The organism is Andreprevotia lacus DSM 23236 (assembly GCF_900176275.1).
GTDB classification, from domain to species: domain Bacteria; phylum Pseudomonadota; class Gammaproteobacteria; order Burkholderiales; family Chitinibacteraceae; genus Andreprevotia; species Andreprevotia lacus.
The window spans coordinates 1-23,697 of sequence record NZ_FWXD01000001.1; the positions used below are offsets into that span (position 1 = coordinate 1).

A 23,697-nucleotide genomic window follows, 5' to 3' on the forward strand; every position below is an offset into this window, starting at 1 on the left:
TGGCCAAGTGCTGGCCAAGCCGGGTTCGATCACCCCGCACACCAAGTTTGCCGGTTCGGTCTACGTGCTGAGCAAGGAAGAAGGCGGTCGTCACACGCCGTTCTTCAACGGCTATCGTCCGCAGTTCTACTTCCGTACCACCGACGTGACCGGTGCGGTTGAGCTGCCGGCCGGCACCGAAATGGTGATGCCGGGCGACAACGTGGAAGTGGTTGTGTCGCTGATCGCTCCGATCGCGATGGAACAAGGTCTGCGTTTCGCCATCCGTGAAGGCGGTCGTACCGTCGGCGCGGGCGTGGTTGCCAAGATCATCGAGTAATCACTCGCAAGCGGGCGGGCCGCAAGGCTCGCCCATTCGCTCTTTCATGTTGTGTTGGCGATCATGTGATCGCCTCGTTCTTTAGGAAAAACCATGGCTAACCAAAAAATCCGCATCCGTCTGAAGGCGTTCGACTATCAACTGATCGACCGTTCGGCCCAGGAAATCGTTGACACTGCCAAGCGCACTGGCGCTGTGGTCAAGGGCCCGGTTCCGCTGCCGACCAAGATCGAGCGTTTCGACGTGCTGCGTTCGCCGCACGTGAACAAGACCTCGCGCGACCAGTTCGAAATCCGCACTCACCTGCGTCTGATGGACATCGTTGATCCGACCGACAAGACTGTGGATGCGCTGATGAAGCTGGATCTGCCGGCTGGCGTCGACGTCGAGATCAAGCTGCAGTAATTGTTTCTGCCGCCGTCGGTGCGCTAAGTACTTGCGGCATAAGAAAAAGCTGTGCTAGTATCGCGGGCTTATCCCCTCTGGGGGTAAGCCCTTTTGTATTTTTAAATAGTCAGTTATTAGCCGATCAATCGTAATCGGCCCTGAAAAGGAAATAACTATGAGCTTAGGTCTTGTAGGTCGCAAGGTCGGCATGACCCGCGTCTTCGCTGAGGATGGTGCTTCCATCCCCGTGACGGTGCTGGATATGTCGGCTAACCGCGTCACCCAAATCAAGTCCGTGGAAACCGACGGCTATGCAGCCGTGCAGGTGACCTTCGGCGCCAAGAAGGCCAATCGCGTCAACAAGGCGGAAGCTGGTCATTTTGCCAAAGCAGGTGTGGAAGCAGGTCTGGCACTCGTGGAATTCCGCGTTGCTGCTGACAAGCTGGCCGGCCTGAAGGCAGGTGATGCGCTGTCCGTTGAGTTGTTCGCTGCCGGCCAATTGGTCGATGTATCCGGTACCTCGCAAGGTAAGGGTTTTTCCGGTGTCATCAAGCGTCACAACTTCAGTTCCAACCGTGCCACCCACGGTAACTCCCGCTCGCACAATACCCCGGGCTCCATCGGTCAAGCACAGGATCCGGGTCGTATTTTCCCGGGCAAGCGCATGGCTGGTCAGCTGGGTAATGTAAAGAGCACCGTGCAAAACCTCGAAGTCGTCCGTATCGACGTCGAGCGCCAGCTGTTGCTGGTGAAGGGCGCGGTCCCGGGTTCCAAGGGCAACGACGTTGTCGTACGCCCGAGCGTGAAGGCAGGTGCATGATGGAACTGAAAGTCATCAATGCTAGCGGTGAGGCGCAAGCCGCCGTCGCCGCGTCCGATGCGCTGTTCGCTCGTGAGTTCAACGAAGCGCTGGTTCACCAGGTTGTGACCGCGTACTTCGCCAATGCTCGCAGCGGCAACCGTGCGCAGAAGGACCGTTCGGAAGTTCATCACTCCACCAAGAAGCCGTTCAAGCAAAAGGGCACCGGTCGTGCCCGTGCTGGTATGACTTCGTCGCCGCTGTGGCGTGGTGGTGGTAAGACCTTCCCGAACAGCCCGGACGAAAATTTCAGCCAGAAGGTTAACCGCAAGATGTACCGTGCCGGTATCGCGACCATCCTGTCGCAGCTGGTGCGTGAAGATCGTCTGGTGGTGGTGGATTCGCTCGTGCTCGAAGCCCCGAAGACCAAGGAACTGGTTCAGAAGCTGGGCGCGCTCAAGCTCGACTCCGCGCTGATCATCACCAAGGAACTGGACGAAAACCTGTACCTCGCTTCGCGCAATCTGCCGAACGTGCTGGTGCTGGAGCCGTCGCAAGCTGATCCGGTGAGCCTGGTTCGCTTTGGCAAGGTCGTGCTGACCCGTGAAGCGCTGGCTGCATTCGAGGAGATCTTCGCATGACGCAATTCACAGAAAACCGTCTGCTTCAGGTTCTGCGTGGTCCGGTCGTATCCGAAAAGACCACCCTGGTTGCTGAAAAGACCGAACAAATCGTTTTCCGCGTGGCTGCTGATGCAACCAAGCCGGAGATCAAGGCTGCCGTCGAGCTCCTGTTCAAGGTGAAGGTCGAGGGCGTTACCGTACTCAACGTCAAGGGCAAATCCAAGCGTTTCGGCCGTTTCAATGGCACTCGCAAGGACTGGAAAAAGGCTTATGTGAGCCTGGCTCCGGGCCAAGAAATTGACGTCGCGGCTGCGCAATAAGGAGACTTAAACATGGCATTGGTTAAAGTAAAACCGACGTCCCCGGGTCGCCGCGCTGTCGTCAAGGTCGTTAACCCGGATCTGCACAAGGGCGCTCCGTACGCGCCGCTGCTCGAGTCGCAATCGAAGACTGCCGGTCGTAACAACCGCGGCGTGATCACAACCCGTCATAAGGGTGGTGGCCACAAGCAGCATTACCGTGTGATCGATTTCAAGCGCAACAAGGATGGCATCGTTGCCAAGGTTGAGCGTCTGGAATACGACCCGAACCGTACCGCCAACATCGCGCTGCTGTGCTACGCCGATGGCGAACGTCGCTACATCATCGCCCCGAAGGGCCTGAAGGCCGGCCAGTCCGTGGTTTCGGGTTCGGATGCACCGATCAAGGTTGGCTCGGCCATGCCGATCCGCAACATCCCGATCGGTTCGACCATCCACTGCGTTGAACTGCAGCCGGGCAAGGGTGCGCAAATCGCGCGTTCGGCCGGTGCTTCGGTTCAGCTGCTGGCGCGCGAAGGTGCTTACGCTCAGCTGCGTCTGCGTTCGGGTGAAATCCGCAAGGTTCACATCGACTGCCGCGCTACCTTGGGCGAAGTTGGTAACGAAGAGCATAGCCTGCGTTCCTACGGCAAGGCTGGTGCCAAGCGTTGGTTGGGTATTCGCCCGACCGTTCGCGGTACCGCCATGAACCCGATCGACCACCCGCACGGTGGTGGTGAAGGTCGTACCGGTGAAGGCCGCGTGCCGGTCAGCCCGTGGGGCCAGCCGACCAAGGGCTATCGCACTCGTAACAACAAGCGTACCGACAACATGCGTGTACGTCGTCGTCCTGCGAATAAGGGGTAATTGAACATGGCACGTTCTATCAAGAAGGGCCCGTTCGTTGACCTGCACCTGATCAAGAAGATCGAGGCTGCGCGTGGTTCGAACGACAAGCGCCCGATCAAGACCTGGTCGCGTCGCTCGACCGTGCTGCCGGACTTCGTCGGTCTGACGATCGCCGTGCACAACGGCAAGCAGCACGTTCCGGTCTACGTGAACGAAAACATGGTTGGCCATAAGTTGGGCGAGTTTGCACTCACCCGTACTTTCAAGGGTCACGCCGCCGATAAAAAAGCCAAGCGATAAGGTGAAGACATGCAAGTATCCGCTGTACTGAGCAGTGCTCGTCTCTCCGCCCAAAAAGCGCGGCTGGTTGCTGACCTCGTCCGTGGCAAGTCGGTCGAGCAAGCGCTGAACATCCTCGCCTTCAGCCCGAAAAAAGCTGCTGTCGTGATCAAGAAGGTGCTCGAGTCGGCAATTGCCAACGCCGAGCACAATGAAGGCGCCGATATCGACGCGCTGAAAGTCACGACGATCTTTGTGGACAAGGGTGCATCCCTGAAGCGTTTCTCCGCTCGTGCCAAGGGCCGCGGTAATCGCATCGAGAAGCAGACCTGCCACATCACGCTGACTGTTGGCGACTAAGGAGCGAATATGGGTCAGAAAATTCATCCGACGGGTTTTCGTCTCGCCGTCACCAAGAACTGGGCCTCGCGCTGGTACGCCAACAGCAAGAACTTCTCGGAAATGCTCACTGCCGACATCGCAGTGCGTGACTACCTGAAGAAGAAGCTGGCGAATGCCTCCGTGAGCCGCATCGTGATCGAGCGCCCGGCCAAGAATGCCAAGATCACCATTCACACCGCTCGTCCGGGTGTGGTGATCGGCAAGAAGGGTGAGGACATCGAGCTGCTCAAGAAAGAGCTGCAAAACATCCTCAAGGTGCCGGTGCACGTCAACATCGAAGAAGTGCGCAAGCCGGAAATCGACGCGCAGATCATTGCTGACGGTATTGCATCGCAGCTTGAGAAGCGCGTGATGTTCCGTCGTGCCATGAAGCGTTCGATGCAGAACGCCATGCGTCTGGGTGCCCAGGGCATCAAGATCATGTCGTCGGGTCGTCTGAACGGCATCGAAATCGCCCGTACCGAATGGTATCGCGAAGGCCGTGTGCCGCTGCACACCCTGCGTGCCGACATCGACTACGCGACTTCGGAAGCCAAGACCACCTACGGCATCATCGGTATCAAGGTTTGGGTTTACAAAGGCGAAGTGAAGCCGGGCGAAAAGGCTGCTGAGCCGGCGCCGGAAGCACAGAAGAAACCACGTAAGGGGCCTCGCAATGCTGCAGCCAACTAGACTTAAATACCGTAAGGTCCAGAAGGGCCGCAACACCGGTATCGCCACTCGTGGCAATACTGTTGCGTTCGGTACTTTCGGCCTGAAGGCTACGGCACGTGGTCGCCTGACTGCGCGCCAGATCGAAGCCGCCCGTCGTGCCATCACCCGCTACATCAAGCGTGGTGGTCGCGTGTGGATCCGTGCGTTCCCGGACAAGCCGATTTCGACCAAGCCGGCCGAAGTCCGTATGGGTAACGGTAAGGGTAGTCCGGAGTACTGGGTTGCTGAAATCCAGCCGGGCAAGGTGATCTATGAACTTGACGGCGTTAGCGAAGAAATCGCTCGCGAAGCGTTCCGCCTGGCTTCGGCCAAGCTGCCGTTCGCGGTGACCTTCGTTGCTCGCCAAGTGGGGCAATGATGAAAGCTGCTGAACTTCGTCAAAAATCTGTTGATGAGCTCAAGGTCGAACTGACTGCACTGCTGCGCGCCCAATTCGGTCTGCGCATGCAACATGCAACAGGTCAGCTCGCCAAGACGACTGAAATCAACCGGGTGCGCAAGGATATTGCGCGTGTTCGTACCATTCTGGCTGCCAAGGGTTAATCATGAGCGAAGCTAAACTCAAGCGTTCCCTGACCGGCCGCGTGGTCAGCAACAAGATGGACAAGACCGTGACGGTTCTGGTCGAGCATCTGGTCAAGCATCCGCTGTACGGCAAGGTCGTGCGTCGTTCCAAGAAGTATCACGCACACGACGAAGCCAACCAGTACAACGAAGGCGACCTGGTGACGATCGAGGAAGGCCGTCCGCTTTCCAAGACCAAATCCTGGTACGTGACTGCGCTGCTGGAAAAGGCACGAGTGGTCTGATCATTTTTTGATCAACGTACTTGCGCGGGCATTCTACTCTGTGTAGAATGCCCGTTTTTCTATGCTGCGGTGCTTGCAACGGCTGCAGTGTGTTCTTCCCCAACAGGATGTTCCTGACGGGGTCCAAAACTGGCCGCATCCTGGCTCGGTTTGGCCGAGCGTCTCGGCTTTGCCGGGAATTTATTGCGGTATAAGTTGGAGGTTGTTTTTCCATGATCCAAATGCAATCCATGCTGGAGGTTGCAGACAACACGGGTGCGCGTCATGTCATGTGCATCAAGGTGTTGGGCGGCTCCAAGCGTCGCTACGCTTCGGTGGGCGACATCATCAAGGTCACCATCAAGGATGCGGCCCCGCGCGGCCGCGTCAAGAAGGGTGACGTGTACAGCGCTGTTGTCGTGCGTACCGCCAAGGGCGTGCGCCGTGCCGACGGTTCGCTGATCAAGTTCGACGGCAACGCCGCCGTTCTCCTTAACAACAAGCTTGAGCCGATCGGCACCCGTATCTTCGGGCCGGTGACGCGTGAGCTGCGCACCGAGCGATTCATGAAGATCGTCTCGCTGGCGCCGGAAGTGCTGTAAGGAGATCGGAATGAACAAGATTCGCAAAGGCGACCAAGTGGTCGTACTGACCGGCAAGGACAAGGGCAAGCGCGCCACCGTGCTGCGCGTGCTGCCGACCGAAGACAAGGTCGTTGTCGAGGGCGTGCACGTTGTGAAGAAGCACCAGAAGCCGAACCCCATGCGTGGTGTTCAGGGCGGTATCGTCGAACTGACGCTGCCGGTGCACGTTTCCAACGTTGCTATTTTCAACCCGGCAACCGGCAAGGCTGACCGCGTAGGCTTCAAAGTGCTGGCTGACGGCAAGAAAGTGCGCGTGTTCAAGTCCAGCGGCGAAGTCGTCGGCGCCTAAGGGGTAAAACATGGCTCGTCTGCAAGATATTTACAAAGAGCAAGTGGTGCCGAAGCTGGTTGAGCAGTTCGGTTACAAGTCCGTCATGGAAGTGCCGCGCATCGAAAAGATCACCCTGAACATGGGTGTGGGCGAAGCGGTTGCCGACAAGAAGGTCATGGAACACGCTGTTGGCGATCTGCAAAAGATCACCGGCCAGAAAGTTGTGGTCACCAAGGCCAAGAAGTCGATCGCCGGCTTCAAGATTCGTGATGATTATCCGGTTGGTTGCAAGGTTACCCTGCGCCGCGAACGGATGTATGAGTTCCTGGATCGCCTGGTTTCGATCGCGCTGCCGCGCGTTCGTGACTTCCGTGGTGTGTCTGCCAAGTCGTTCGACGGCCGTGGCAACTACAACATGGGCGTGAAAGAACAGATCATTTTCCCGGAAATCGAGTACGACAAGATCGACGCGCTCCGCGGTATGAACATCACCATTACGACGACTGCGAAGACTGACGACGAAGCCCGCGCGCTTCTGGCAGCCTTCAAGTTCCCGTTCAAGTACTGAGGCGATCATGGCAAAACTTGCACTGATTAAACGTGAAGAAAAGCGCCAGGCCGTCGTCGACAAGTTCGCCGCCAAGCGTGAAGCGCTGCTCAAAACCATCAACGACCAGAGCGTCAGCGAAGAAGAGCGTTTTGCCGCTCGTCTGAAGCTGCAGGCTCTGCCGCGTAACTCCAGCAAGCATCGTTTGCATAACCGTTGCTCGCTGACCGGCCGTCCGCGTGGCGTGTTCAGCAAATTCGGCCTTGGCCGTAACAAGCTCCGCGAGCTCGCCATGAAGGGTGAAATCCCTGGCATGACGAAAGCCAGCTGGTAATAGGAGAGAAGAAACATGGCAATGCATGATCCTATCGCCGATATGCTGACCCGCATCCGTAACGCTCAGCGTGCGGAAAAGGCGCAAGTTGCGATGCCGTCGTCGAAGCTGAAGCTGGCTATCGCCAAGGTGCTGCAAGACGAAGGTTATATCGAGTCGTTTGCTGCTACTGGCGATGTAAAGCCGGTGCTGACGATCGAACTCAAGTACTACGCCGGCCGTCCGGTTATCGAGCGCATCGACCGCGTCTCGAAGCCTGGTCTGCGCGTGTACAAGGGCGCGAACGACATCCCGCAAGTGATGAATGGTCTTGGTGTGGCAATCCTGTCCACATCCAAGGGTGTGATGACCGATCGCAAAGCGCGCGCCAATGGTGTTGGTGGCGAGCTGCTGTGCTACGTCGCTTGATGAGGTGTTGAACAATGTCTCGCGTAGCTAAAAACCCGGTAGTCATTCCGGCTGGTGTCGAAGTCAAAGTCGACGCTGCTGCGATTGTGGTCAAGGGCCCGAACGGCACTCTGACCCAGCCGCTGAATGGCACCGTTGAAGTAAAAGTTGAAAACAACTCGGTTGTGTTCGCGGCCAAGAACGGTGACAAGTTCTCCCGTTCGATGTCCGGCACCCTGCGTGCACTGGTCAACAATATGGTGACTGGTGTGTCCAAGGGCTTCGAGCGCAAGCTGAACCTGGTTGGCGTGGGCTATCGTGCTCAAGCCGCTGGCGATGTTGTGAACCTGACGCTTGGTTTCTCGCACCCGGTTGCTCACAAGCTGCCGGCTGGCGTGAAGGCGGAAACCCCGACTCAGACCGAAATCATCCTGAAGAGTGCTGACAAGCATGCGCTGGGCCAGGTTGCGGCTGATATCCGCGCTTACCGCGCTCCTGAGCCGTACAAGGGCAAGGGCGTTCGCTACTCGGATGAAGTCGTGGTTCTGAAAGAAACCAAGAAGAAGTAATCGAGGCTGAATCATGGACAAGAAAGAAACTCGACTCCGTCGCGCACGTAAAACCCGTGCCAAGATTGCGGAGCTCAAGGCGGTGCGCCTGTCGGTGCATCGGACCAATGGCAACATCTACGCCCAGGTCATCGATGCGACTGGCGGCAAGGTGCTGGCAGCTGCTTCCAGCCTCGAGGCTGAAGTGCGCGGTCAAATCAAGAACGGCGGCAACGTCGAAGCTGCAACCCTGGTTGGCAAGCGCATCGCTGAAAAAGCGGCTGCTGCCGGCGTGAAGGAAGTGGCGTTCGATCGTTCCGGTTTCCACTATCACGGTCGCGTGAAGGCTCTGGCTGACGCGGCTCGTGAAGGCGGCCTCGTCTTCTAATTGAGCTTGGAGCAACAACATGGCTAGGAATGAAGTAGAAGATCGCACGGACGGCCTTCGCGAGAAGATGGTTGGCGTTAACCGCGTCACCAAAGTCGTCAAGGGCGGTCGTATCATGGGTTTCGCTGCACTGACCGTGGTCGGTGATGGCGATGGCGGCATCGGCATGGGCAAGGGCAAGGCGAAGGAAGTTCCGGTCGCTGTGCAGAAGGCCCTGGAAGAAGCCCGCAAGAAAATGTTCAAGGCACCGTTGAAGAACGGTACCGTGCCGCACACCGTGATCGGCAAGCATGGCGCGACCACCGTGTTCATGCAGCCGGCGCCGGATGGTACCGGTATCATCGCCGGCGGTCCGATGCGTGCTGTGTTCGAAGTGTGTGGCGTGCATAACGTCACCGCCAAGATCCACGGTTCGACCAACCCGTACAACGTGGTTCGCGCCACGCTGGATGGTCTGTCCAAGCTGTACACGGCTGGCGACATCGCCGCCAAGCGCGGCAAGACCGTCGAAGAAATTCTGGGGGATGCATAATGTCCGCAACCAACAAGATCAAGGTCAAGCTGGTTAAAAGCCTGATCGGTCGCCTGGAAAGCCACAAGGCATGCGCGCGCGGTCTCGGTCTGCGCAAGCTGAACTCGTCGGCTGAGGTGATCGATACGCCGGAAAACCGCGGCATGATCAACAAGATCAGCTACCTGCTGAAAGTGGAGGGCTAATCATGGCTCTGGTACTTAACAACCTGAAGCCGGCCGAAGGCGCCACTCACGCAAAGCGTCGCGTGGGTCGTGGTATCGGTTCGGGTCTGGGCAAAACCGCAGGTCGCGGCCACAAGGGTCAAAAGTCCCGTACTGGCGGCTTCCACAAGGTTGGTTTTGAAGGCGGTCAAATGCCGCTGCAACGTCGTTTGCCGAAGCGCGGCTTCAAGTCGTTGCATGCTGGCAAGTCGGCCGAAGTCAGCCTGACCGATCTGAACAAGCTGCCGGTCAGCGAGATCGACTTCCTGGTTCTGCTGCAGGCTGGCCTGGTGTCGCAACACGCCAACCAGGCCAAGGTGATCCTGTCGGGCAAGATCGAACGTGCTGTTACCCTGAAGGGCATTGCTGCCTCCAAGGGTGCACGTACCGCGATCGAAGCCGCTGGCGGCAGCATCGTCGAATAATCGGCTTTTGAAGGAATAGGCACAACGTGGCAAACCCCGCTCTGGCTTCTGCAGGCAGCAAGTTTGCAGATCTGAAGACACGGATCTGGTTCCTGATTGGCGCACTGATCGTATATCGCATCGGTGCACACATTCCGGTGCCGGGTATCAATACGGTAGAACTGCTCAAGCTGTTTGAATCGAAGCAGGCGGGCCTGCTGAACATGTTCAACATGTTCTCCGGTGGTGCGCTGTCGCGTGCCACCGTATTTGCCATCGGCATCATGCCTTACATCTCGGCGTCGATCATTTTGCAGCTCGCCGCCGAGGTGTTCCCTAGCCTGAAGCAGCTCAAGAAAGAAGGCGACGCAGGTCGCCGCAAGATCACCCAGTACACGCGCTATGCAACCGTGCTGCTGGCCACGGTGCAAAGTGCCTTTCTGGCGCTGTCGCTGTCCAAGCAGGGCGGCATGATCACCATTCCAGCTGGTCAGTTCGTGTTCATTGCCGTGGTCACGCTGGTGACCGGTACCTTGTTTCTGATGTGGCTGGGTGAGCAGATCACCGAGCGTGGCATCGGCAACGGTATCTCGATCCTGATCTGTGGTGGTATTGCTGCCGGCGTGCCGACAGCCATCGGCAAGACACTGAGCCTGGCTTCCACTGGCTCGCTGCCGGTGCTGCTGGTGCTGGCGCTGTTCGTTGGTGTAGTACTGCTGACTGCCGGTGTGGTGTACGTCGAACGTGGTCAGCGCAAGGTGCCGGTGCACTATGCCAAGCGCCAGGTCGGCAACCGCATTCAGCAGGCGCAAAGCACGCACCTGCCGCTGAAGCTGAACATGGCTGGCGTGATTCCGCCGATCTTTGCTTCGTCCATCATCCTGTTCCCGGCCATGGCCCTGTCGTCGGCCGGCAATCTGGAACGCTTTGGCTGGATGAAGTCGATTGGCGACAAGCTGCATCCTGGCCAGCCGTTGTATGTGCTGCTCTATGCCGCTGCCATCATCTTCTTCTGTTACTTCTATACCGCGCTGGTCTTCAACCCGAAGGAAACCGCGGAAAACCTGAAGAAGAGTGGTGCGATGATTCCGGGCTACCGTCCGGGCGAGCATACCGCGCGTTACATTGAAAAGCTGATTCTGAAACTCACGCTGATCGGTGCGGTGTACATCACCACCATCTGCCTGATTCCTGAATTCCTGATTCTGAAGTGGAACGTACCGTTCTACTTTGGCGGCACCTCGCTACTGATTCTGGTGGTGGTGACGATGGACTTCATGGCGCAGATGCAATCGTATGTGATGTCGCACCAGTACGAGAGTCTGCTGAAGAAAGCCAACTTCAAGGGCTAATGCAGGGCGCGCATATGACGAAGGAAGACGTCATTCAAATGCAAGGCGAGGTACTCGAAACGCTGCCGAACGCAACGTTCCGGGTAAAACTCGAAAACGGGCATGTGATTCTTGGTCATATCTCCGGCAAGATGCGGATGCATTACATCCGCATCCTTCCCGGCGACAAGGTCACCGTAGAGCTAACTCCCTACGATCTGACCAAGGCTCGCATCGTATTCCGGGCGAAGTAAATCTCCACCCGGAGTTCATTTTGACTGAAAGGAAAGACGATGAGAGTTCAAGCATCGGTCAAGAAAATCTGCCGCAACTGCAAGATCATCCGCCGCAATCGCGTGGTTCGTGTGATCTGCACCGACCCGCGGCACAAGCAACGCCAAGGCTGATTGAATAAATCGGCAACTAGCGTTATACTCGAAAACTTTTTTAACCTGGGGTAAAGAAGTATGGCCCGTATTGCTGGGGTTAACATTCCCAATCACCAGCATGCTGTGATCGGCCTTCAGGCGATTTTTGGCATTGGCCGCACTCGCGCATACGCGATCTGCGAAGCCTCCGCCATTGCGCCGAACAAGAAGGTCAAGGATCTCAGCGAAGCTGAGCTGGACAAGCTGCGTGAAGAAGTTGGCAAGTTCACCGTTGAAGGCGATTTGCGCCGTGAAGTGACGATGAGCATCAAGCGTCTGATGGACCTTGGTTGCTATCGTGGTTTCCGTCATCGCAAAGGCCTGCCGGTGCGTGGTCAACGTACGCGTACCAACGCCCGCACCCGCAAGGGCCCGCGCAAGGCAATTGCTGGCAAGAAATAAGCCGGCAAGTATTTAAAGGATTTAGTAAATGGCTAAAGCAAACACAGTGCGTGTACGCAAGAAAGTCAAGAAGAGCGTGTCGGAAGGCATCGTGCATGTGCACGCTTCCTTCAACAACACGATCATTACCATCACCGATCGCCAAGGCAATGCACTTTCTTGGGCTACCTCGGGCGGTGCTGGTTTTAAAGGCTCTCGGAAAAGTACACCCTTTGCGGCACAGGTTGCTGCAGAGCACGCTGGTAAAGTTGCCCAAGAATATGGTGTGAAGAACCTTGAAGTCCGTATCAAGGGTCCTGGTCCGGGTCGTGAATCCGCTGTGCGTGCTCTGAACGCGCTCGGCTTCAAGATCACCAGCATTTCGGATGTGACGCCTGTGCCGCACAACGGCTGCCGTCCGCCGAAAAAGCGTCGTATCTAATCCCGGAGTAAGTCATGGCTCGTTATATTGGACCCAAGTGCAAACTCGCACGCCGCGAAGGGACTGACCTTTTCCTCAAGAGCGCACGTCGCGCCCTCGACAGCAAGTGCAAGCTGGAACAAGCCCCAGGCCAGCACGGCGCTAACGGCAAACAGCCGCGTCTGTCGGACTATGGCGTTCACCTGCGTGAAAAGCAAAAGATCCGTCGTATCTACGGCGTGCTGGAACGTCAGTTCCGCCGCTATTTTGAAGAAGCCAGCCGCCGCAAGGGCTCGACTGGCGAAAACCTGCTGAAGTTGCTCGAATCGCGCCTCGATAACGTCGTTTATCGCATGGGCTTCGGTTCGACTCGCTCTGAAGCGCGCCAACTGGTTTCGCACAAAGCGATCCTGGTGAACGGCAAGGTAGTCAACATTGCTTCCTTCCAGGTGAAGGCAGGTGACGTTGTGTCCGTGCGCGAAAAGGCTCAAAAGCAGGCTCGCGTGGTTGAGGCTCTGTCCCTCACGGAAGGCATCGGTTTTCCGGGTTGGGTGCAGGTTGACAGCAAGAAGATGGAAGGCGTGTTCAAGAGCTCGCCGGAGCGTTCCGACCTGTCCAGCGACATCAACGAATCGCTGGTGGTGGAATTCTATTCCAAGTAATTGCTAAACCCGCTCAGGCCAAGGATCACTGAATATATGCAAAACCTCGCTAATGAGTTGCTCAAGCCGCGCATCATCGACGTGCAGGCTCAATCGGCTGCCCAAGCCCGGGTGGTGATGGAGCCGTTCGAGCGCGGTTACGGCCATACGCTCGGTAACGCCTTGCGCCGCATCCTCTTGTCCTCGATGCCGGGCTTTGCCCCGACCGAGGTCAAGATCGACGGTGTCGTCCACGAATACAGCGCGCTGGATGGCGTGCAGGAAGACGTGGTCGACATCCTGTTGAATCTGAAGGGTGTGGTGCTCAAGCTGCACGGCCGTGAAGCCGTGACGCTGACACTGGTGAAGGATGGCGAAGGCGTGGTTAAAGCCAGCGACATCCAACTGCCGCACGACGTCGAGATCGTCAATCCGGATCACGTGATTGCGCATCTGTCCGCAGGCGGCAAGCTGAATGTGGAAATCAAGGTCGAAAAAGGCCGTGGTTACCAGCCGGCGCCGGTTCGTCTCGCAAACGACGAAAACCGCACCATCGGCACCATTCAGCTGGATGCGTCGTTCAGCCCGATCCGTCGCGTCAGCTATGCAGTTGAAAGCGCGCGTGTCGAGCAGCGTACCGACCTGGATCGTCTGATCCTCGATATCGAAACGAACGGCGTGCTGACGCCGGAAGATGCCGTGCGCCAAGCTGCACGCATCCTGATGGATCAGCTCGTGGTGTTTGCCGATCTCGAAGGTACGCCGGTTGAGGAAGAAAAGCCGCAAGCGCCGCAGATCGATCCGATCCTGCTGCGTCCGGTGGACGACCTTGAGCTGACCGTGCGTTCGGCGAACTGCCTGAAGGCCGAAAACATCTATTACATCGGGGATCTGATCCAGCGCACCGAGACTGAACTCTTGAAGGCGCCGAATCTGGGCCGCAAGTCCTTGAACGAAATCAAGGAAGTGCTGGCTTCGAAGGGCCTGTCGCTGGGTATGCGCCTCGAAAACTGGCCGCCGGCTGGCTTGGAAAAGCCCTGAGCGGTCAACGGAAAGGAACTGACAAATGCGTCACCGTAATGGCAATCGCAAACTGAATCGTACCTCGAGCCATCGCCAGGCGCTGCTGCGCAACCTGGCTAATGCGCTCCTGCGTCACGAAGTCATCAAAACCACGCTGCCGAAGGCCAAGGAACTGCGCCGTGTTGCAGAGCCGCTGATCACTCTCGGCAAGGCTCCGTCGCTGGCTAACCGTCGCCTGGCATTCGATCGCACCCGCGATCGTGACATCGTCGTCAAGCTGTTCGACGTGCTCGGCCCGCGTTACGCTGCCCGCAATGGCGGCTATCTCCGTATCCTGAAGTGCGGTTTCCGCCCGGGTGACAATGCGCCGATGGCGTTTGTCGAACTGGTCGACCGTCCGGAAGATGCGGAAGTGGTCGAAGCTGCTGAATAAGCAGTCGCGATGACAGTAAAAAGGCCGGCTTATGCCGGCCTTTTTATTTGTCCGGCATTTCCGCCGGGCTGGTTGCCCACTGGGTTGATGGTGCTGCGTCGGGCATGGACAGGATCAGTGCCCGCAGAGCAATGGGCGGCTGGCATTGATACCAGTGCCATTGGCGCCCGGCTGCAAGTGCCGTGCGCAGCACCAGTTGATAGGCGTGGTCCAGATCACAACCCAGCAGATCGGCCACGGCCTGATAGTCGTCGGGCAGGGCCGGGTTGTTCCAGCCCGAGCCCAGATGGCGGGCCAGTGCGCTGGCCACGCTGACGGTGCGTACACGTGCTTCGTCGGCACGTTTTTCATCCATCAGATGGGTCAACAGCTCGGGCAGGTGCCAGCGTGATGCCAGCTCCAGCTGCAGCTCGAGCAAGGGCAGGCCGATCACGGCGATCTGTGCATCGCGGCTGCGCAGGCCCGGTTGTTGCAGCTGCATGCGCATGATTTGCGTCGCCAGTTGCGGGGCAGACAGCCAGAGCAGCATCTCCGCCAGCCCGCTGAGCATGCTGGCGGTTTTGACCTCGGTGGAGTCTACATCGTGGCGCTGGTCGCCCAGCGCGGTTGCCAGTCGCCCGGCCAGATAGTGGCGTGCCATCACGCGGCGCAACCCTTCGCGTGCGGAGGGATAGTCAGCCAGCCGGGTTTCCAGTGACTCGGCGCGCGAGAACTCCTTGAAGAAGCCATCGATACCTATCATCAACAGCACGCGCTCCACGGTGCTGACGTCGGTCAACTGGCTGGCGTGGCGATGATCCTGCAGGAAGCGGATCACGCGTAGCGTCAACAGCGCATCATGTTCGATCAGCGCTGCCAGGTCGCGCAAGCCCAGCTCGTCGGCCTTGCTGCGCAGGCCGCGCATCTGTTCCAGCGTATACTGCAGCACCGGCAGATCAAGTGACTGCCAGTGGGCGATCCATGCGGCCTGATTGGAAAGCGGGCTGCTCAGCATGTGGGCGCTTCGTCCTTTTTGGTAATTCCATTGTAGTGGGTGTTTGCATATGGCGCGGTACGCAATCGGTGACTTGCAAGGGTGTTTTGTCGAGTTCGAGCAATTGTTGCAGCGTATGGAATTTGATCCGCTGCAGGACACACTTTATCTGGTTGGCGATCTGGTCAACCGCGGGCCGGCATCGCTGCCCGTGCTGCGCTGGGTCATGGCCCAAAGGCACGCCGTGCGCATGGTGCTGGGCAACCATGATCTGCATTTGCTGGCGGTGGCCGCTGGCCTGGGCAAGACCAAGGCAGGCGACACCATCGACGACGTACTGCAGGCGCCCGATTGCGATGCCATCATTGATTTTCTGCGCCAGCAGCCGCTGATGATCTCTCTGGGCAGGACCGCGATCGTGCATGCCGGCATCTGGCCGGGCTGGAGTGCAGCGCAGGCACAGGCGCTGGCCGACGAGGTGTCCGTTGCCTTGTGCGGGCCGGGCTGGCGTGATTTCCTTGCGGCCATGTATGGCAACCAGCCGGCGCTGTGGCAGGATGACCTGCAAGGGGTGGAGCGGCTGCGTTTTGTGGTCAACGCGATGACACGCATGCGCTTCGTCAACACCGATGGCAGCCTGCAGCTCAAGTACAAGGGCGAGCTGGAAAAGGCGCCGGCTGAGCTATACCCCTGGTTTGACTGGCCGCAGCGCAAACAGGATGCCCGTGTGGTGTGTGGTCACTGGTCGGCGCTGGGCCTGCGCCAGAATGGCAGCTTGTGTGCGCTGGATACCGGTTGCATCTGGGGTGGTGCGCTGACCGGCATCGATCTGGATAGCGGCCGTCTGTATCAAGTGCCGGCACACCGGGCTTATCAAGCGCTGGCTGAGTAAGAGCGCTGCTGGCCTTCCTGGGGTATGCAATGACCAGACGGTCTGGCATCGCCCGGGTACACCTTGCCTGCTTTGCCAGGCCTGTTGCCGGCGTCAGTCCCGGGGCGCAATGGTGTGTTCTCGCTCTGCTTGACCCAGATACTCGCGTTGCCACGCAAGCGGTGGTTCTGCCTCGCACCCGATATTGCTGAGTATGTGCCCCTGCAGGGGCACACCAAGGCCGGCAGCGGCGTTTGCCGCTGCCGGCCATGTCTCAGGCTGCCTCGCGCTGCGCGTGATGCTCCAGCGCGTTGTGCGCGGCCTGTATGCGTGCTTCCACCGTGCGGGTGAGGCTGCGTCTGTCCTCAACCTGGTTGGAGGCGATGGGCGACAGGAAGTTGATTTCGACCGTCAGGCCGCGATTGCCCAAGATGCGCCACAGCGACTGACCAAAACTGACGTCGTCAATGTAGGCCGCGAGTGCGCAGCGTTGGCCGCTAGTGTTGCAATAACGCAAATAAATCGGCTGCAGCGTGGTATTGCCCTCAACTGCCGCCTGCAACAGCGACGAGCGGAAGGGCAGGATGCGGCCACCATCGCTGGTGGTGCCCTCCGGAAACACGGCAAGACAATGCCCTGCCTGCAGCGCGCTCAGCATGTCCTGGCCGACGCGGGCAGTGTCGCGCTTCTTGGCCCGCTCGATGAACAGCGTGCCGGTGCCGCAACAGAGCTTGCCGATGATGGGCCAGCTGCGGATCTCCGATTTGGCGACGAAGCGCGACACGGTGACCGCATTCAGTACGAAGATGTCCAGCCAGGAAATGTGGTTGGAAATCAACAGGTGGTTGGCGGGGTAAACTCCCGGTGCCAGCCCTTGCACGCGTACGTGGATGCCGAGGATGCGGGTGAGCTTGGCCGACCAGCGCTGGATGTGCGCAACGCGCTGTGGCTGGCTGTAGCGTGGAAAGATCCAGGCTACAGCCCCCATGCCACAGGCGACGTGGAGGGCGAAACGGCAGAGGCGTACGAGTCTGAGGGCAAATGCTGGCATGGCCGGGAGCGGCTGAATCGGGAGTCTGGAAAAAAGTTCCCGAAATTTTAGCTGCTCCGTATTCATCGTGCTATGTGGCTATTGCCAAACATCAGCGAATAAAGTGACGTGCATAACGCTGATCCACCTTCTGCATCGGCAGCAGCACGAACAGATCCGCCGTATTGAAGTCCGGGTCCCAGGCCGGTTCGCCGCAAATCATGGCGCCGGCACGCAGGTAGCCCTTGATCAGCGGCGGGATCTCGGCATCCAGCTTCTGGTTCAGGGCGGCCAGCGGCAGCGGGCAGCGCGGGAATACACGCCACTCGATCGGGCCCAGGTGCTTTTCGGCCAGCTTGCGGTACAGGCTGGCAGCCAGATGGCCACCATCGATCAGCGAGACGCTGGCGCAGCCGATCAGGTACTGATAGTTGCGTGCCTGCATGTACTCGGCAAGGCCCGACCACAGCAGTGCAATGGTGGCGCCGGTGCGGTAATCCGGATGCACGCAAGAACGGCCGATTTCCACCAGCTCGGGGCGCAGTGCCGACAGGCGGGTGAGATCGAACTCGGTATCCGAGTAGTAGCTGCCCAGTTTTTTGGCCTGGGCAGGCGGCAGAATGCGATAAGTGCCGACGACTTCGCCGGTTTCATCGTCCTGCACCAGCAGGTGATCGCAATAGGCGTCGAACAGGTCCTGGTCGATATTGCCTTCGCGGCTGGGCAGGCGTGCACCCATTTCCTCGGCGAATACCTTGTAACGCAGCTTCTGGGCGGCGCGAATCTGGTCTTCGTGGTGTGCGAGCACCACCGACAGCGGTCGTCTGCGGGTATGACTGGTGGGCGATTGCAACTGCTGTAGCATGGGTCTTCCTCCTGCAAGTAAGACAAAACTAAGCGTTTGCAATGACGTTACGATGACTGAAAGATGACGTCAATGTGACTAATGCTTTAGTCGATCAAATCATCGAAGTCAGGATCGAGTGGGGCAGTGACCGGAACACGGTAGCGCTCCTCGGCCCAGGCGCCGAGGTCGATGAGTTTGCAGCGTTCGCTGCAGAACGGACGGTAGGGATTTTGTGTTGTATAAAGATGACGCTGCCCACAAGACGGGCAGCTAACCTGACGAGCGGTGGTCACAGATTGCAGTAGCCGAGGGCGAAATCGATGTCTGCCTCGACCACCTTGGCGCGTTCGCCGGTGGTCGATGGCAGCACGAAACGGATGTTGATGGCGTAGCGGTTGGCTGACAGCTCGGGAATGGCGGGCAGGTCGGGCGGCAGGCTCACGCGCAGCAGCTGTATGCTTTTGCCGCCGGACATTTGCTGGAAATGACCGTTGCGCGCGGTGTAGTGGCTGACCTTGGACGAATCACGCAGCAGGCGCAGCACGATGTCCAGCCCCTGTTTGATGGGCAGCAGCGGGCCGAACCAGCGGTCCAGATCGGCGCGGCGACGGTCGGCGGCTTGCTGGCGCCAGTAATGGTAGCCGGGCAGGTCGAATTCGCAGGCGCCACCGGGGATGCCCATGCGCTGCTTGACGGCCATCAGCCATTCATTGTCGCGCAGGTACTGGCCGAATTTACCGGTCATTTGCAGCAGGCGCGCGTGGGTTTCCTCGATATCGCCCAAGACGCGCTCCAGCGCGGCTTCGGAAATATGCGGATTGTTGCGCAATGCCGACAGCGCTTGCCGTTGGCGTTCCAGCTCCTGCAGCAGATCCGATTTCAGGTCGGCGCGGCTTGCCACTTCCATGATTTCGAAAATGCCGGCCAGGGCGGCGTGGTGGTCGAGGCCATGCTCACGCGATGCGAACAGCGTGGTTCGATCATACAGATCCTCGAGTCGCAACAAAGTGCGGATGCGCTCGGTAATTGGAAACTCGTAATTGATCACGGCAGGCCTAAACGGCAAAGATACGCAATTTTGCAGCAAGGTGCGGCATTTGAAAACCCGCAGCGTAAGCCAATTCGCATATTAATAGTCCCAACGCAGATATCGCTGATTCAGCGTGCTGATTTGCAGTGCCAATGTATGCAAATTCCCCTCATTATTGAGGACATCATCGGCAGCGGCCAGGCGCCGCTGGCGTGGCCATTGTTGTGCCATGATGGCTTGCGCGATTTCACGGCTCAGCCCGGGGCGCAACAGCACGCGTGCCATTTGCGTGGCCTCGTCGCAGTCGATGACCAGTACGCGGTCTACCAGGTCATCATAGTCGCCTGTTTCGTACAGCAGGGGCACCACCAGCAGGGCGTAGGCGGTGTGTGCCGGCAGATGGGCCAGCGCGGCGCTGGCTGCGTCGTGGATGGCCGGGTGCAGGATGTGCTCCAGCCTTTGCCTGGCATCGGGCTGGCGGAATACATGGGCGCGCATGACGTCTCGTCGCAGGCTGCCATCCGGCGCGATGAACTCGGGGCCGAAGGTGTGAGCAATCTGCGTCATGGCCGGCGACGGCCCGCGCGTCAAGGCATGCGCGATCAGGTCGGTGTCGATCACCGGCACCCCGTGCTGGGCAAACAGTTCGGCCACTGTCGATTTGCCGCTGCCTATGCCGCCGGTCAGTCCGATGACGTGCATGTCAGTGCAGGCTGCCAAACAGCATTTGCTGCAAGGTTTGGCCATAAATCAGGTATAGCCAGCCGGCCACGCCCAGATAGGGGCCGAAAGGGATGCGGGTATCGAAGCCGCGTTTGGCGGCAATGATCAGTCCGATGCCGATCACCGAGCCTGCCAGCGACGACAGCAGGATGATGGCGGGCAGCGCAGCCCAGCCAAACCAGGCGCCCAGCGCTGCCAGCAGCTTGAAGTCCCCATAACCCATGCCTTCCTTGCCGGTGAGCTTCTTGAAGATCCAGTACACGCTCCACAGCGACAGATAGCCGGCCACGGCACCGACCACGGCGGCCGACAGCGGTGTGAAGCCACCGTAGAGGTTGAACAGCAGTCCCAGCCACAGCAGCGGCAGCGTGATGTCGTCCGGCAGCAGCGTGGTATCGGCATCGATGAAAATCAGCGCGATCAGCGCCCAGCTCAGCGCAATGGCACCTACTACCAACGGGGTGGGGCCGAAGTGCAGGCCCAGGTGCATGGTCACCAGCGCGGTCAGCAGCTCGATGATGGGGTAACGGGGGCTGATCTTTGCGCCACAGCCACGGCAGCGGCCGCGCAGCGCGAGATAGCTGATGACCGGGATATTCTCCAGCGCGGTGATCTGGTGGCCGCAATGCGGACAAGCGGAGCGCGGCAGGACCAGATTGTAGCGGGGCTTCTCCGGTTCTGTGGCATCCGCAGGCAGGTCAAGGCAGCTGCATTCGTGGCGGAAATCGTTTTCCATCATCTTGGGCAGGCGATGGATGACCACGTTCAGGAAGCTGCCGACCAGCAGGCCGAGCACGAATAAAAACCCGCCAAACAATGGCGGGTTGGCAAACAAAACTGCGTAGTCGGACATCAGTTGACCGCCTCGCCCATCTTGAAGATCGGCAGGTACATGGCGACGACCAAGCCGCCGATGAGTGTACCCAGCACCACCATGATGATCGGTTCCATCAGACTGGAAAGTGCCTCGACGGCGTTGTCGACTTCTTCTTCGTAGTAGTCGGCCACCTTGCTCAGCATGGAGTCGAGTGCGCCCGATTCTTCGCCGATCGACACCATCTGCAACATCATGTTCGGGAAGACGTTGGCATTCTGCATGGCCACCGTCAGGCTGGTACCGGTACTGACCTCGGTCTGGATCTTTTTGGTGGCGATGCGATAGATATAGTTGCCCGACGCACCGCCCACGGAGTCGAGCGATTCAACCAGTGGCACACCAGCGGCAAACATGGTCGACAGCGTGCGTGCCCAGCGTGCCAGCGTGGCGCCCTTGATGATCTCGCCCAAGATCGGCAGTTTGAGGAAGAGCCTGTCCATGAAAATCTGGATCGCTTCGGAGCGCTTCCAGGCCTTGAGGAAGGAATAGATGCCGCCAAAGGTAACGCCAAAGATCAGCCACCAGTATCTGACGAAGCCATCCGAGATGGCGATCACCACCTGGGTCGGGTACGGCAGGTCGGCGCCGAAGCTGGAGAACAGGTCCTTGAAGGCCGGGATCACGAAAATCATGATCACGGCGGTAATCACGAAGGCGGCCACGATCACCGCAGTCGGGTAGAACAGCGCGGCTTTGATCTTCTTCTTCACGCCAAGGATTTTTTCCTTGTACGTGGCCAGGCGGGCCAGCAGATTGTCCAGAATACCGGCCTGTTCACCGGCCTGTACCAGGTTGCAATACAGCGCATCGAAATAAGCCGGGTGCTTGCGGAAGGCAACGGTAAGCGACGAGCCGGTTTCGATGTCGGTCTTGATTTCCATCAGCAAACGGGTAACCGATGGATTGGAGTGCCCCTTGGCCACGATGTCGAACGAGGTCAGCAATGGCACGCCGGACTTCATCATGGTCGCCAGCTGGCGGGTGAACATGGTGATGTCTTCGTCGGTGATGCGGCGACCGGTACCCATACGGTTTTTCTTTACACGGGTCACGTTGATGCCCTGGCGGCGCAGCTGGTTCTTCAGCACCGCTTCGCCGGAGGCGCGCATTTCGCCCTTGATGGTCTTGCCGTTGCGATCACGCCCTTCCCAGGAGTACGTGTGCTCCTTGACCACCAGCGCGGCTTTTGCCTTCGTTGCCATTGTGCTCCTCCTGATTATTCGTTGGTCACGGCCATGACTTCATCAAGCGAGGTCATCCCCTGCTTGACCTTGAGCAGGCCGGATTGACGCAAGTCCCGCACGCCTTCGCGCCTTGCCTGGTCGGCGATATCGATCGCATTGCCATTGGTCATGATGATACGGTTCATTTCGTCTGAAATGGGCATGACCTGATAGATGCCGACGCGGCCCTTGTAGCCGGAGCCCTTGCACACATCGCAACCCACTGCCTTGTAGGGCGTCCAGCTGCCGTCCAGATCGGCTTCGGTGAAGCCCGCGTCGAGCAGGGCCTCATGCGGGATGTCGACCGGGGCCTTGCAACTGGTACACAGCTTGCGCGCCAGCCGCTGCGCGGTAATCAGGATGACCGATGAGGCAACGTTGAATGGTGCCACGCCCATATTGAGCAGACGGGTGAGTGTGCCGGGCGCGTCGTTGGTGTGCAGCGTGGAAAACACCATGTGGCCGGTTTGCGCGGCCTTGATCGCGATGTCGGCCGTTTCCAGATCGCGGATTTCACCCACCATGATGATGTCCGGGTCTTGCCGCAGGAATGCCTTCAGCGCGGCAGGGAAGGTGAGGCCGGCCTTGTCGTTGACGTTGACCTGGTTGATGCCGGGCAAGTTGATTTCCGCCGGGTCTTCCGCGGTGGAAATATTGATGCCGGGCTCGTTGAGGATGTTCAGGCAGGTATAGAGCGACACGGTCTTGCCCGAGCCGGTTGGCCCGGTCACCAGCACCATGCCATAGGGGCGGTGCACCGCATCCAGCAGTGCAGCTTTCTGGTCCGGCTCGTAGCCGAGGGCGTCGACGCCCAGCGTGGCTGATGTCGGGTCCAGAATACGCATACAGATCTTTTCGCCGTGCAGGGTCGGCAAGGTCGAGACCCGGAAGTCGATGGCGCGGGTCTTGGATAGCACCAGCTTCATCCGGCCGTCCTGCGGCACGCGCTTTTCCGAGATATCGAGCTTGGAGATCACCTTGATCCGCGAGGCAATCTTTTCCTTGATCGCCAGCGGCGGCTGGGCCACTTCGCGCAGCACGCCATCCTGGCGGTAGCGGATGCGGTAGAACTTTTCGTACGGTTCAAGATGGATGTCCGACGCGCCACCATTGATGGCGTCGAGCAGGATCTTCTGCAGGTATTTGACGACCGGCGCGTCATCGACGTCGGCGTTGACGGCGTCGGATTTGGCTTCTTCGTCGCCGCCGGTGATTTCCAGCTCGGAATCATCGACGTCAAGGTTCTTGAGGGTGGCACCGCTGTCCTCGACCAGCCTGGACAGCAGCGGCGCCAGCTTGTTGTCCTCGACCACGATGGGCTCGACCTGCATCCCGCTCTGGAAGCGGACTTCCTCCATGGCCTGCAGGTTGGTGATGTCCGAAATGGCAATGAACAGCTTGGTGCCGCGCTTGAACAGGGGCACGATGCGCTGGCTTTGCATCACCTTGTTGTCCATCACGCCGGTCGGGATGTACGCGCTGTCTATCTTGTCCAGATCAAGCAGCGGATAGCCGAAGGCTTGCGAACTGAATTCCGCAATGTCCTTGGCGGACATCTTGCGCGATTGAATCAGTTGCTCGATGAAGGACAGCTTGTTGCTGGCCGCAGAGTGCTGAAGTTGCTCAGCATCGGCTTCCACGAGCCGACCATGCTGAACCAGCAGTCGGGCCAAACCGGAAATGGGAGCAGCAGTCGTCATGATTCTGTGCGTCTGGTCTTTTGGAGCGCTTGCGCGATCGCCATTTGT

General features: G+C 58.9%; 40 protein-coding genes. 31 read left to right on the forward strand and 9 right to left on the reverse strand.

Annotated elements, in window-relative coordinates:
• From B9A19_RS00005 to rplQ, 30 genes are all read left to right on the forward strand, one after another.
• The coding region (locus B9A19_RS00005) for an EF-Tu C-terminal domain-related protein (RefSeq protein ID WP_505579032.1) at positions 1–319 on the forward strand (319 nt) is incomplete at its 5' end.
• 93 nt (positions 320–412) lie between these two features.
• Positions 413–724 (forward strand): 30S ribosomal protein S10, encoded by a 312-nt coding sequence (rpsJ, locus tag B9A19_RS00010; RefSeq protein ID WP_084088496.1) that lies wholly within the window; start codon positions 413–415, stop codon positions 722–724.
• 157 nt (positions 725–881) lie between these two features.
• A complete protein-coding gene (gene rplC / locus B9A19_RS00015; protein WP_084088497.1) occupies positions 882–1,526 on the forward strand; it encodes a 50S ribosomal protein L3 in 645 nt (214 codons plus the stop codon).
• The gene (gene rplD / locus B9A19_RS00020; protein ID WP_084088498.1) at positions 1,526–2,146 is read left to right on the forward strand and encodes a 50S ribosomal protein L4; all 621 of its coding nucleotides are present in this window, start codon (positions 1,526–1,528) and stop codon (positions 2,144–2,146) included. The genes rplC and rplD overlap by 1 nt, the downstream gene beginning before the upstream one ends.
• Complete coding sequence (gene rplW / locus B9A19_RS00025; protein ID WP_084088499.1) at positions 2,143–2,448, forward strand: 50S ribosomal protein L23; 306 nt, start codon at positions 2,143–2,145, stop codon at positions 2,446–2,448. Before rplD ends, rplW begins: the two co-directional genes overlap by 4 nt.
• Positions 2,449–2,460: 12 nt before the next feature.
• A complete protein-coding gene (gene rplB / locus B9A19_RS00030; RefSeq protein WP_084088500.1) occupies positions 2,461–3,294 on the forward strand; it encodes a 50S ribosomal protein L2 in 834 nt (277 codons plus the stop codon).
• Between the two features lie 6 nt (positions 3,295–3,300).
• On the forward strand, positions 3,301–3,576 hold the full coding sequence (rpsS, locus tag B9A19_RS00035; RefSeq protein WP_084088501.1) for a 30S ribosomal protein S19: 276 nt from the start codon (positions 3,301–3,303) through the stop codon (positions 3,574–3,576).
• A gap of 9 nt (positions 3,577–3,585) precedes the next feature.
• Positions 3,586–3,915, forward strand: coding sequence for a 50S ribosomal protein L22 (rplV, locus tag B9A19_RS00040; protein ID WP_084088502.1), 330 nt, complete (start codon positions 3,586–3,588; stop codon positions 3,913–3,915).
• A 9-nt stretch (positions 3,916–3,924) separates the two neighbouring features.
• A complete protein-coding gene (gene rpsC / locus B9A19_RS00045; protein ID WP_084088503.1) occupies positions 3,925–4,629 on the forward strand; it encodes a 30S ribosomal protein S3 in 705 nt (234 codons plus the stop codon).
• Complete coding sequence (gene rplP, locus B9A19_RS00050; RefSeq protein ID WP_084088504.1) at positions 4,613–5,029, forward strand: 50S ribosomal protein L16; 417 nt, start codon at positions 4,613–4,615, stop codon at positions 5,027–5,029. The genes rpsC and rplP overlap by 17 nt, the downstream gene beginning before the upstream one ends.
• Entirely contained in the window at positions 5,029–5,214 is a 186-nt protein-coding gene (gene rpmC / locus B9A19_RS00055; RefSeq protein WP_084088505.1) for a 50S ribosomal protein L29, read from the forward strand. The genes rplP and rpmC overlap by 1 nt, the downstream gene beginning before the upstream one ends.
• A gap of 2 nt (positions 5,215–5,216) precedes the next feature.
• On the forward strand, positions 5,217–5,480 hold the full coding sequence (gene rpsQ / locus B9A19_RS00060) for a 30S ribosomal protein S17 (protein WP_084088506.1): 264 nt from the start codon (positions 5,217–5,219) through the stop codon (positions 5,478–5,480).
• A 212-nt stretch (positions 5,481–5,692) separates the two neighbouring features.
• On the forward strand, positions 5,693–6,061 hold the full coding sequence (gene rplN, locus B9A19_RS00065; RefSeq protein WP_035061755.1) for a 50S ribosomal protein L14: 369 nt from the start codon (positions 5,693–5,695) through the stop codon (positions 6,059–6,061).
• Between the two features lie 10 nt (positions 6,062–6,071).
• On the forward strand, positions 6,072–6,392 hold the full coding sequence (gene rplX / locus B9A19_RS00070; protein ID WP_084088507.1) for a 50S ribosomal protein L24: 321 nt from the start codon (positions 6,072–6,074) through the stop codon (positions 6,390–6,392).
• A gap of 10 nt (positions 6,393–6,402) precedes the next feature.
• Complete coding sequence (gene rplE, locus B9A19_RS00075; protein WP_084088508.1) at positions 6,403–6,942, forward strand: 50S ribosomal protein L5; 540 nt, start codon at positions 6,403–6,405, stop codon at positions 6,940–6,942.
• A gap of 7 nt (positions 6,943–6,949) precedes the next feature.
• Complete coding sequence (gene rpsN / locus B9A19_RS00080) at positions 6,950–7,255, forward strand: 30S ribosomal protein S14 (protein ID WP_084088509.1); 306 nt, start codon at positions 6,950–6,952, stop codon at positions 7,253–7,255.
• A gap of 15 nt (positions 7,256–7,270) precedes the next feature.
• Positions 7,271–7,663 (forward strand): 30S ribosomal protein S8, encoded by a 393-nt coding sequence (rpsH, locus tag B9A19_RS00085; protein WP_084088510.1) that lies wholly within the window; start codon positions 7,271–7,273, stop codon positions 7,661–7,663.
• Between the two features lie 14 nt (positions 7,664–7,677).
• Complete coding sequence (gene rplF / locus B9A19_RS00090) at positions 7,678–8,211, forward strand: 50S ribosomal protein L6 (RefSeq protein WP_084088511.1); 534 nt, start codon at positions 7,678–7,680, stop codon at positions 8,209–8,211.
• Between the two features lie 13 nt (positions 8,212–8,224).
• Complete coding sequence (gene rplR / locus B9A19_RS00095) at positions 8,225–8,578, forward strand: 50S ribosomal protein L18 (protein WP_084088512.1); 354 nt, start codon at positions 8,225–8,227, stop codon at positions 8,576–8,578.
• Between the two features lie 19 nt (positions 8,579–8,597).
• Positions 8,598–9,110, forward strand: a complete 513-nt coding sequence (gene rpsE, locus B9A19_RS00100) for a 30S ribosomal protein S5 (RefSeq protein ID WP_084088513.1) — start codon at positions 8,598–8,600, stop codon at positions 9,108–9,110.
• Positions 9,110–9,295 carry a 50S ribosomal protein L30 gene (gene rpmD / locus B9A19_RS00105; RefSeq protein WP_084088514.1) on the forward strand — a complete coding sequence of 62 codons (186 nt, stop codon included), beginning with the start codon at positions 9,110–9,112 and terminating at the stop codon, positions 9,293–9,295. The genes rpsE and rpmD overlap by 1 nt, the downstream gene beginning before the upstream one ends.
• Before the next feature lie 8 nt (positions 9,296–9,303).
• Complete coding sequence (gene rplO / locus B9A19_RS00110; protein ID WP_084088816.1) at positions 9,304–9,738, forward strand: 50S ribosomal protein L15; 435 nt, start codon at positions 9,304–9,306, stop codon at positions 9,736–9,738.
• Between the two features lie 26 nt (positions 9,739–9,764).
• A complete protein-coding gene (gene secY, locus B9A19_RS00115) occupies positions 9,765–11,069 on the forward strand; it encodes a preprotein translocase subunit SecY (RefSeq protein ID WP_084088515.1) in 1,305 nt (434 codons plus the stop codon).
• A 14-nt stretch (positions 11,070–11,083) separates the two neighbouring features.
• Positions 11,084–11,302, forward strand: coding sequence for a translation initiation factor IF-1 (gene infA, locus B9A19_RS00120; RefSeq protein ID WP_084088817.1), 219 nt, complete (start codon positions 11,084–11,086; stop codon positions 11,300–11,302).
• A gap of 39 nt (positions 11,303–11,341) precedes the next feature.
• On the forward strand, positions 11,342–11,455 hold the full coding sequence (gene rpmJ / locus B9A19_RS00125) for a 50S ribosomal protein L36 (protein ID WP_018748524.1): 114 nt from the start codon (positions 11,342–11,344) through the stop codon (positions 11,453–11,455).
• A gap of 60 nt (positions 11,456–11,515) precedes the next feature.
• The gene (gene rpsM, locus B9A19_RS00130) at positions 11,516–11,878 is read left to right on the forward strand and encodes a 30S ribosomal protein S13 (RefSeq protein ID WP_084088516.1); all 363 of its coding nucleotides are present in this window, start codon (positions 11,516–11,518) and stop codon (positions 11,876–11,878) included.
• A gap of 28 nt (positions 11,879–11,906) precedes the next feature.
• Positions 11,907–12,299, forward strand: coding sequence for a 30S ribosomal protein S11 (gene rpsK / locus B9A19_RS00135; RefSeq protein WP_018748522.1), 393 nt, complete (start codon positions 11,907–11,909; stop codon positions 12,297–12,299).
• A 14-nt stretch (positions 12,300–12,313) separates the two neighbouring features.
• The gene (gene rpsD / locus B9A19_RS00140) at positions 12,314–12,940 is read left to right on the forward strand and encodes a 30S ribosomal protein S4 (RefSeq protein WP_084088517.1); all 627 of its coding nucleotides are present in this window, start codon (positions 12,314–12,316) and stop codon (positions 12,938–12,940) included.
• A 36-nt stretch (positions 12,941–12,976) separates the two neighbouring features.
• Positions 12,977–13,960, forward strand: coding sequence for a DNA-directed RNA polymerase subunit alpha (locus B9A19_RS00145; RefSeq protein ID WP_084088518.1), 984 nt, complete (start codon positions 12,977–12,979; stop codon positions 13,958–13,960).
• A 25-nt stretch (positions 13,961–13,985) separates the two neighbouring features.
• Positions 13,986–14,375, forward strand: coding sequence for a 50S ribosomal protein L17 (gene rplQ / locus B9A19_RS00150; protein WP_084088519.1), 390 nt, complete (start codon positions 13,986–13,988; stop codon positions 14,373–14,375).
• A gap of 43 nt (positions 14,376–14,418) precedes the next feature.
• Here the strand turns inward: rplQ and B9A19_RS00155 are convergent, their stop codons facing one another.
• Positions 14,419–15,369, reverse strand: coding sequence for an HDOD domain-containing protein (locus tag B9A19_RS00155; RefSeq protein WP_084088520.1), 951 nt, complete (start codon positions 15,367–15,369; stop codon positions 14,419–14,421).
• Positions 15,370–15,418: 49 nt separating this feature from the next.
• Between B9A19_RS00155 and B9A19_RS00160 the strand changes: the two genes are divergently transcribed.
• Positions 15,419–16,240 (forward strand): symmetrical bis(5'-nucleosyl)-tetraphosphatase, encoded by an 822-nt coding sequence (locus B9A19_RS00160; protein ID WP_084088521.1) that lies wholly within the window; start codon positions 15,419–15,421, stop codon positions 16,238–16,240.
• A gap of 253 nt (positions 16,241–16,493) precedes the next feature.
• On the opposite strand, the gene B9A19_RS00165 is transcribed toward B9A19_RS00160, so the two are convergent.
• The 8 genes from B9A19_RS00165 to pilB all read right to left on the reverse strand — a co-directional run bounded on the left by B9A19_RS00165 (position 16,494) and on the right by pilB (position 23,649).
• Positions 16,494–17,207, reverse strand: a complete 714-nt coding sequence (locus B9A19_RS00165) for a lysophospholipid acyltransferase family protein (protein WP_176216712.1) — start codon at positions 17,205–17,207, stop codon at positions 16,494–16,496.
• 154 nt (positions 17,208–17,361) lie between these two features.
• The gene (locus B9A19_RS00170; RefSeq protein ID WP_084088523.1) at positions 17,362–18,114 is read right to left on the reverse strand and encodes a GNAT family N-acetyltransferase; all 753 of its coding nucleotides are present in this window, start codon (positions 18,112–18,114) and stop codon (positions 17,362–17,364) included.
• Between the two features lie 86 nt (positions 18,115–18,200).
• A complete protein-coding gene (locus tag B9A19_RS00175) occupies positions 18,201–18,389 on the reverse strand; it encodes a DNA gyrase inhibitor YacG (RefSeq protein ID WP_084088524.1) in 189 nt (62 codons plus the stop codon).
• Complete coding sequence (zapD, locus tag B9A19_RS00180) at positions 18,386–19,102, reverse strand: cell division protein ZapD (RefSeq protein ID WP_245804226.1); 717 nt, start codon at positions 19,100–19,102, stop codon at positions 18,386–18,388. Before zapD ends, B9A19_RS00175 begins: the two co-directional genes overlap by 4 nt.
• Before the next feature lie 123 nt (positions 19,103–19,225).
• Positions 19,226–19,828, reverse strand: a complete 603-nt coding sequence (gene coaE, locus B9A19_RS00185; protein ID WP_084088526.1) for a dephospho-CoA kinase — start codon at positions 19,826–19,828, stop codon at positions 19,226–19,228.
• A 1-nt stretch (position 19,829) separates the two neighbouring features.
• Complete coding sequence (locus tag B9A19_RS00190) at positions 19,830–20,702, reverse strand: prepilin peptidase (protein ID WP_084088527.1); 873 nt, start codon at positions 20,700–20,702, stop codon at positions 19,830–19,832.
• Positions 20,702–21,928, reverse strand: a complete 1,227-nt coding sequence (locus B9A19_RS00195; protein WP_084088528.1) for a type II secretion system F family protein — start codon at positions 21,926–21,928, stop codon at positions 20,702–20,704. The genes B9A19_RS00190 and B9A19_RS00195 overlap by 1 nt, the downstream gene beginning before the upstream one ends.
• Positions 21,929–21,942: 14 nt before the next feature.
• Positions 21,943–23,649 (reverse strand): type IV-A pilus assembly ATPase PilB, encoded by a 1,707-nt coding sequence (gene pilB / locus B9A19_RS00200; protein WP_084088529.1) that lies wholly within the window; start codon positions 23,647–23,649, stop codon positions 21,943–21,945.
• Positions 23,650–23,697: the final 48 nt, after the last annotated feature.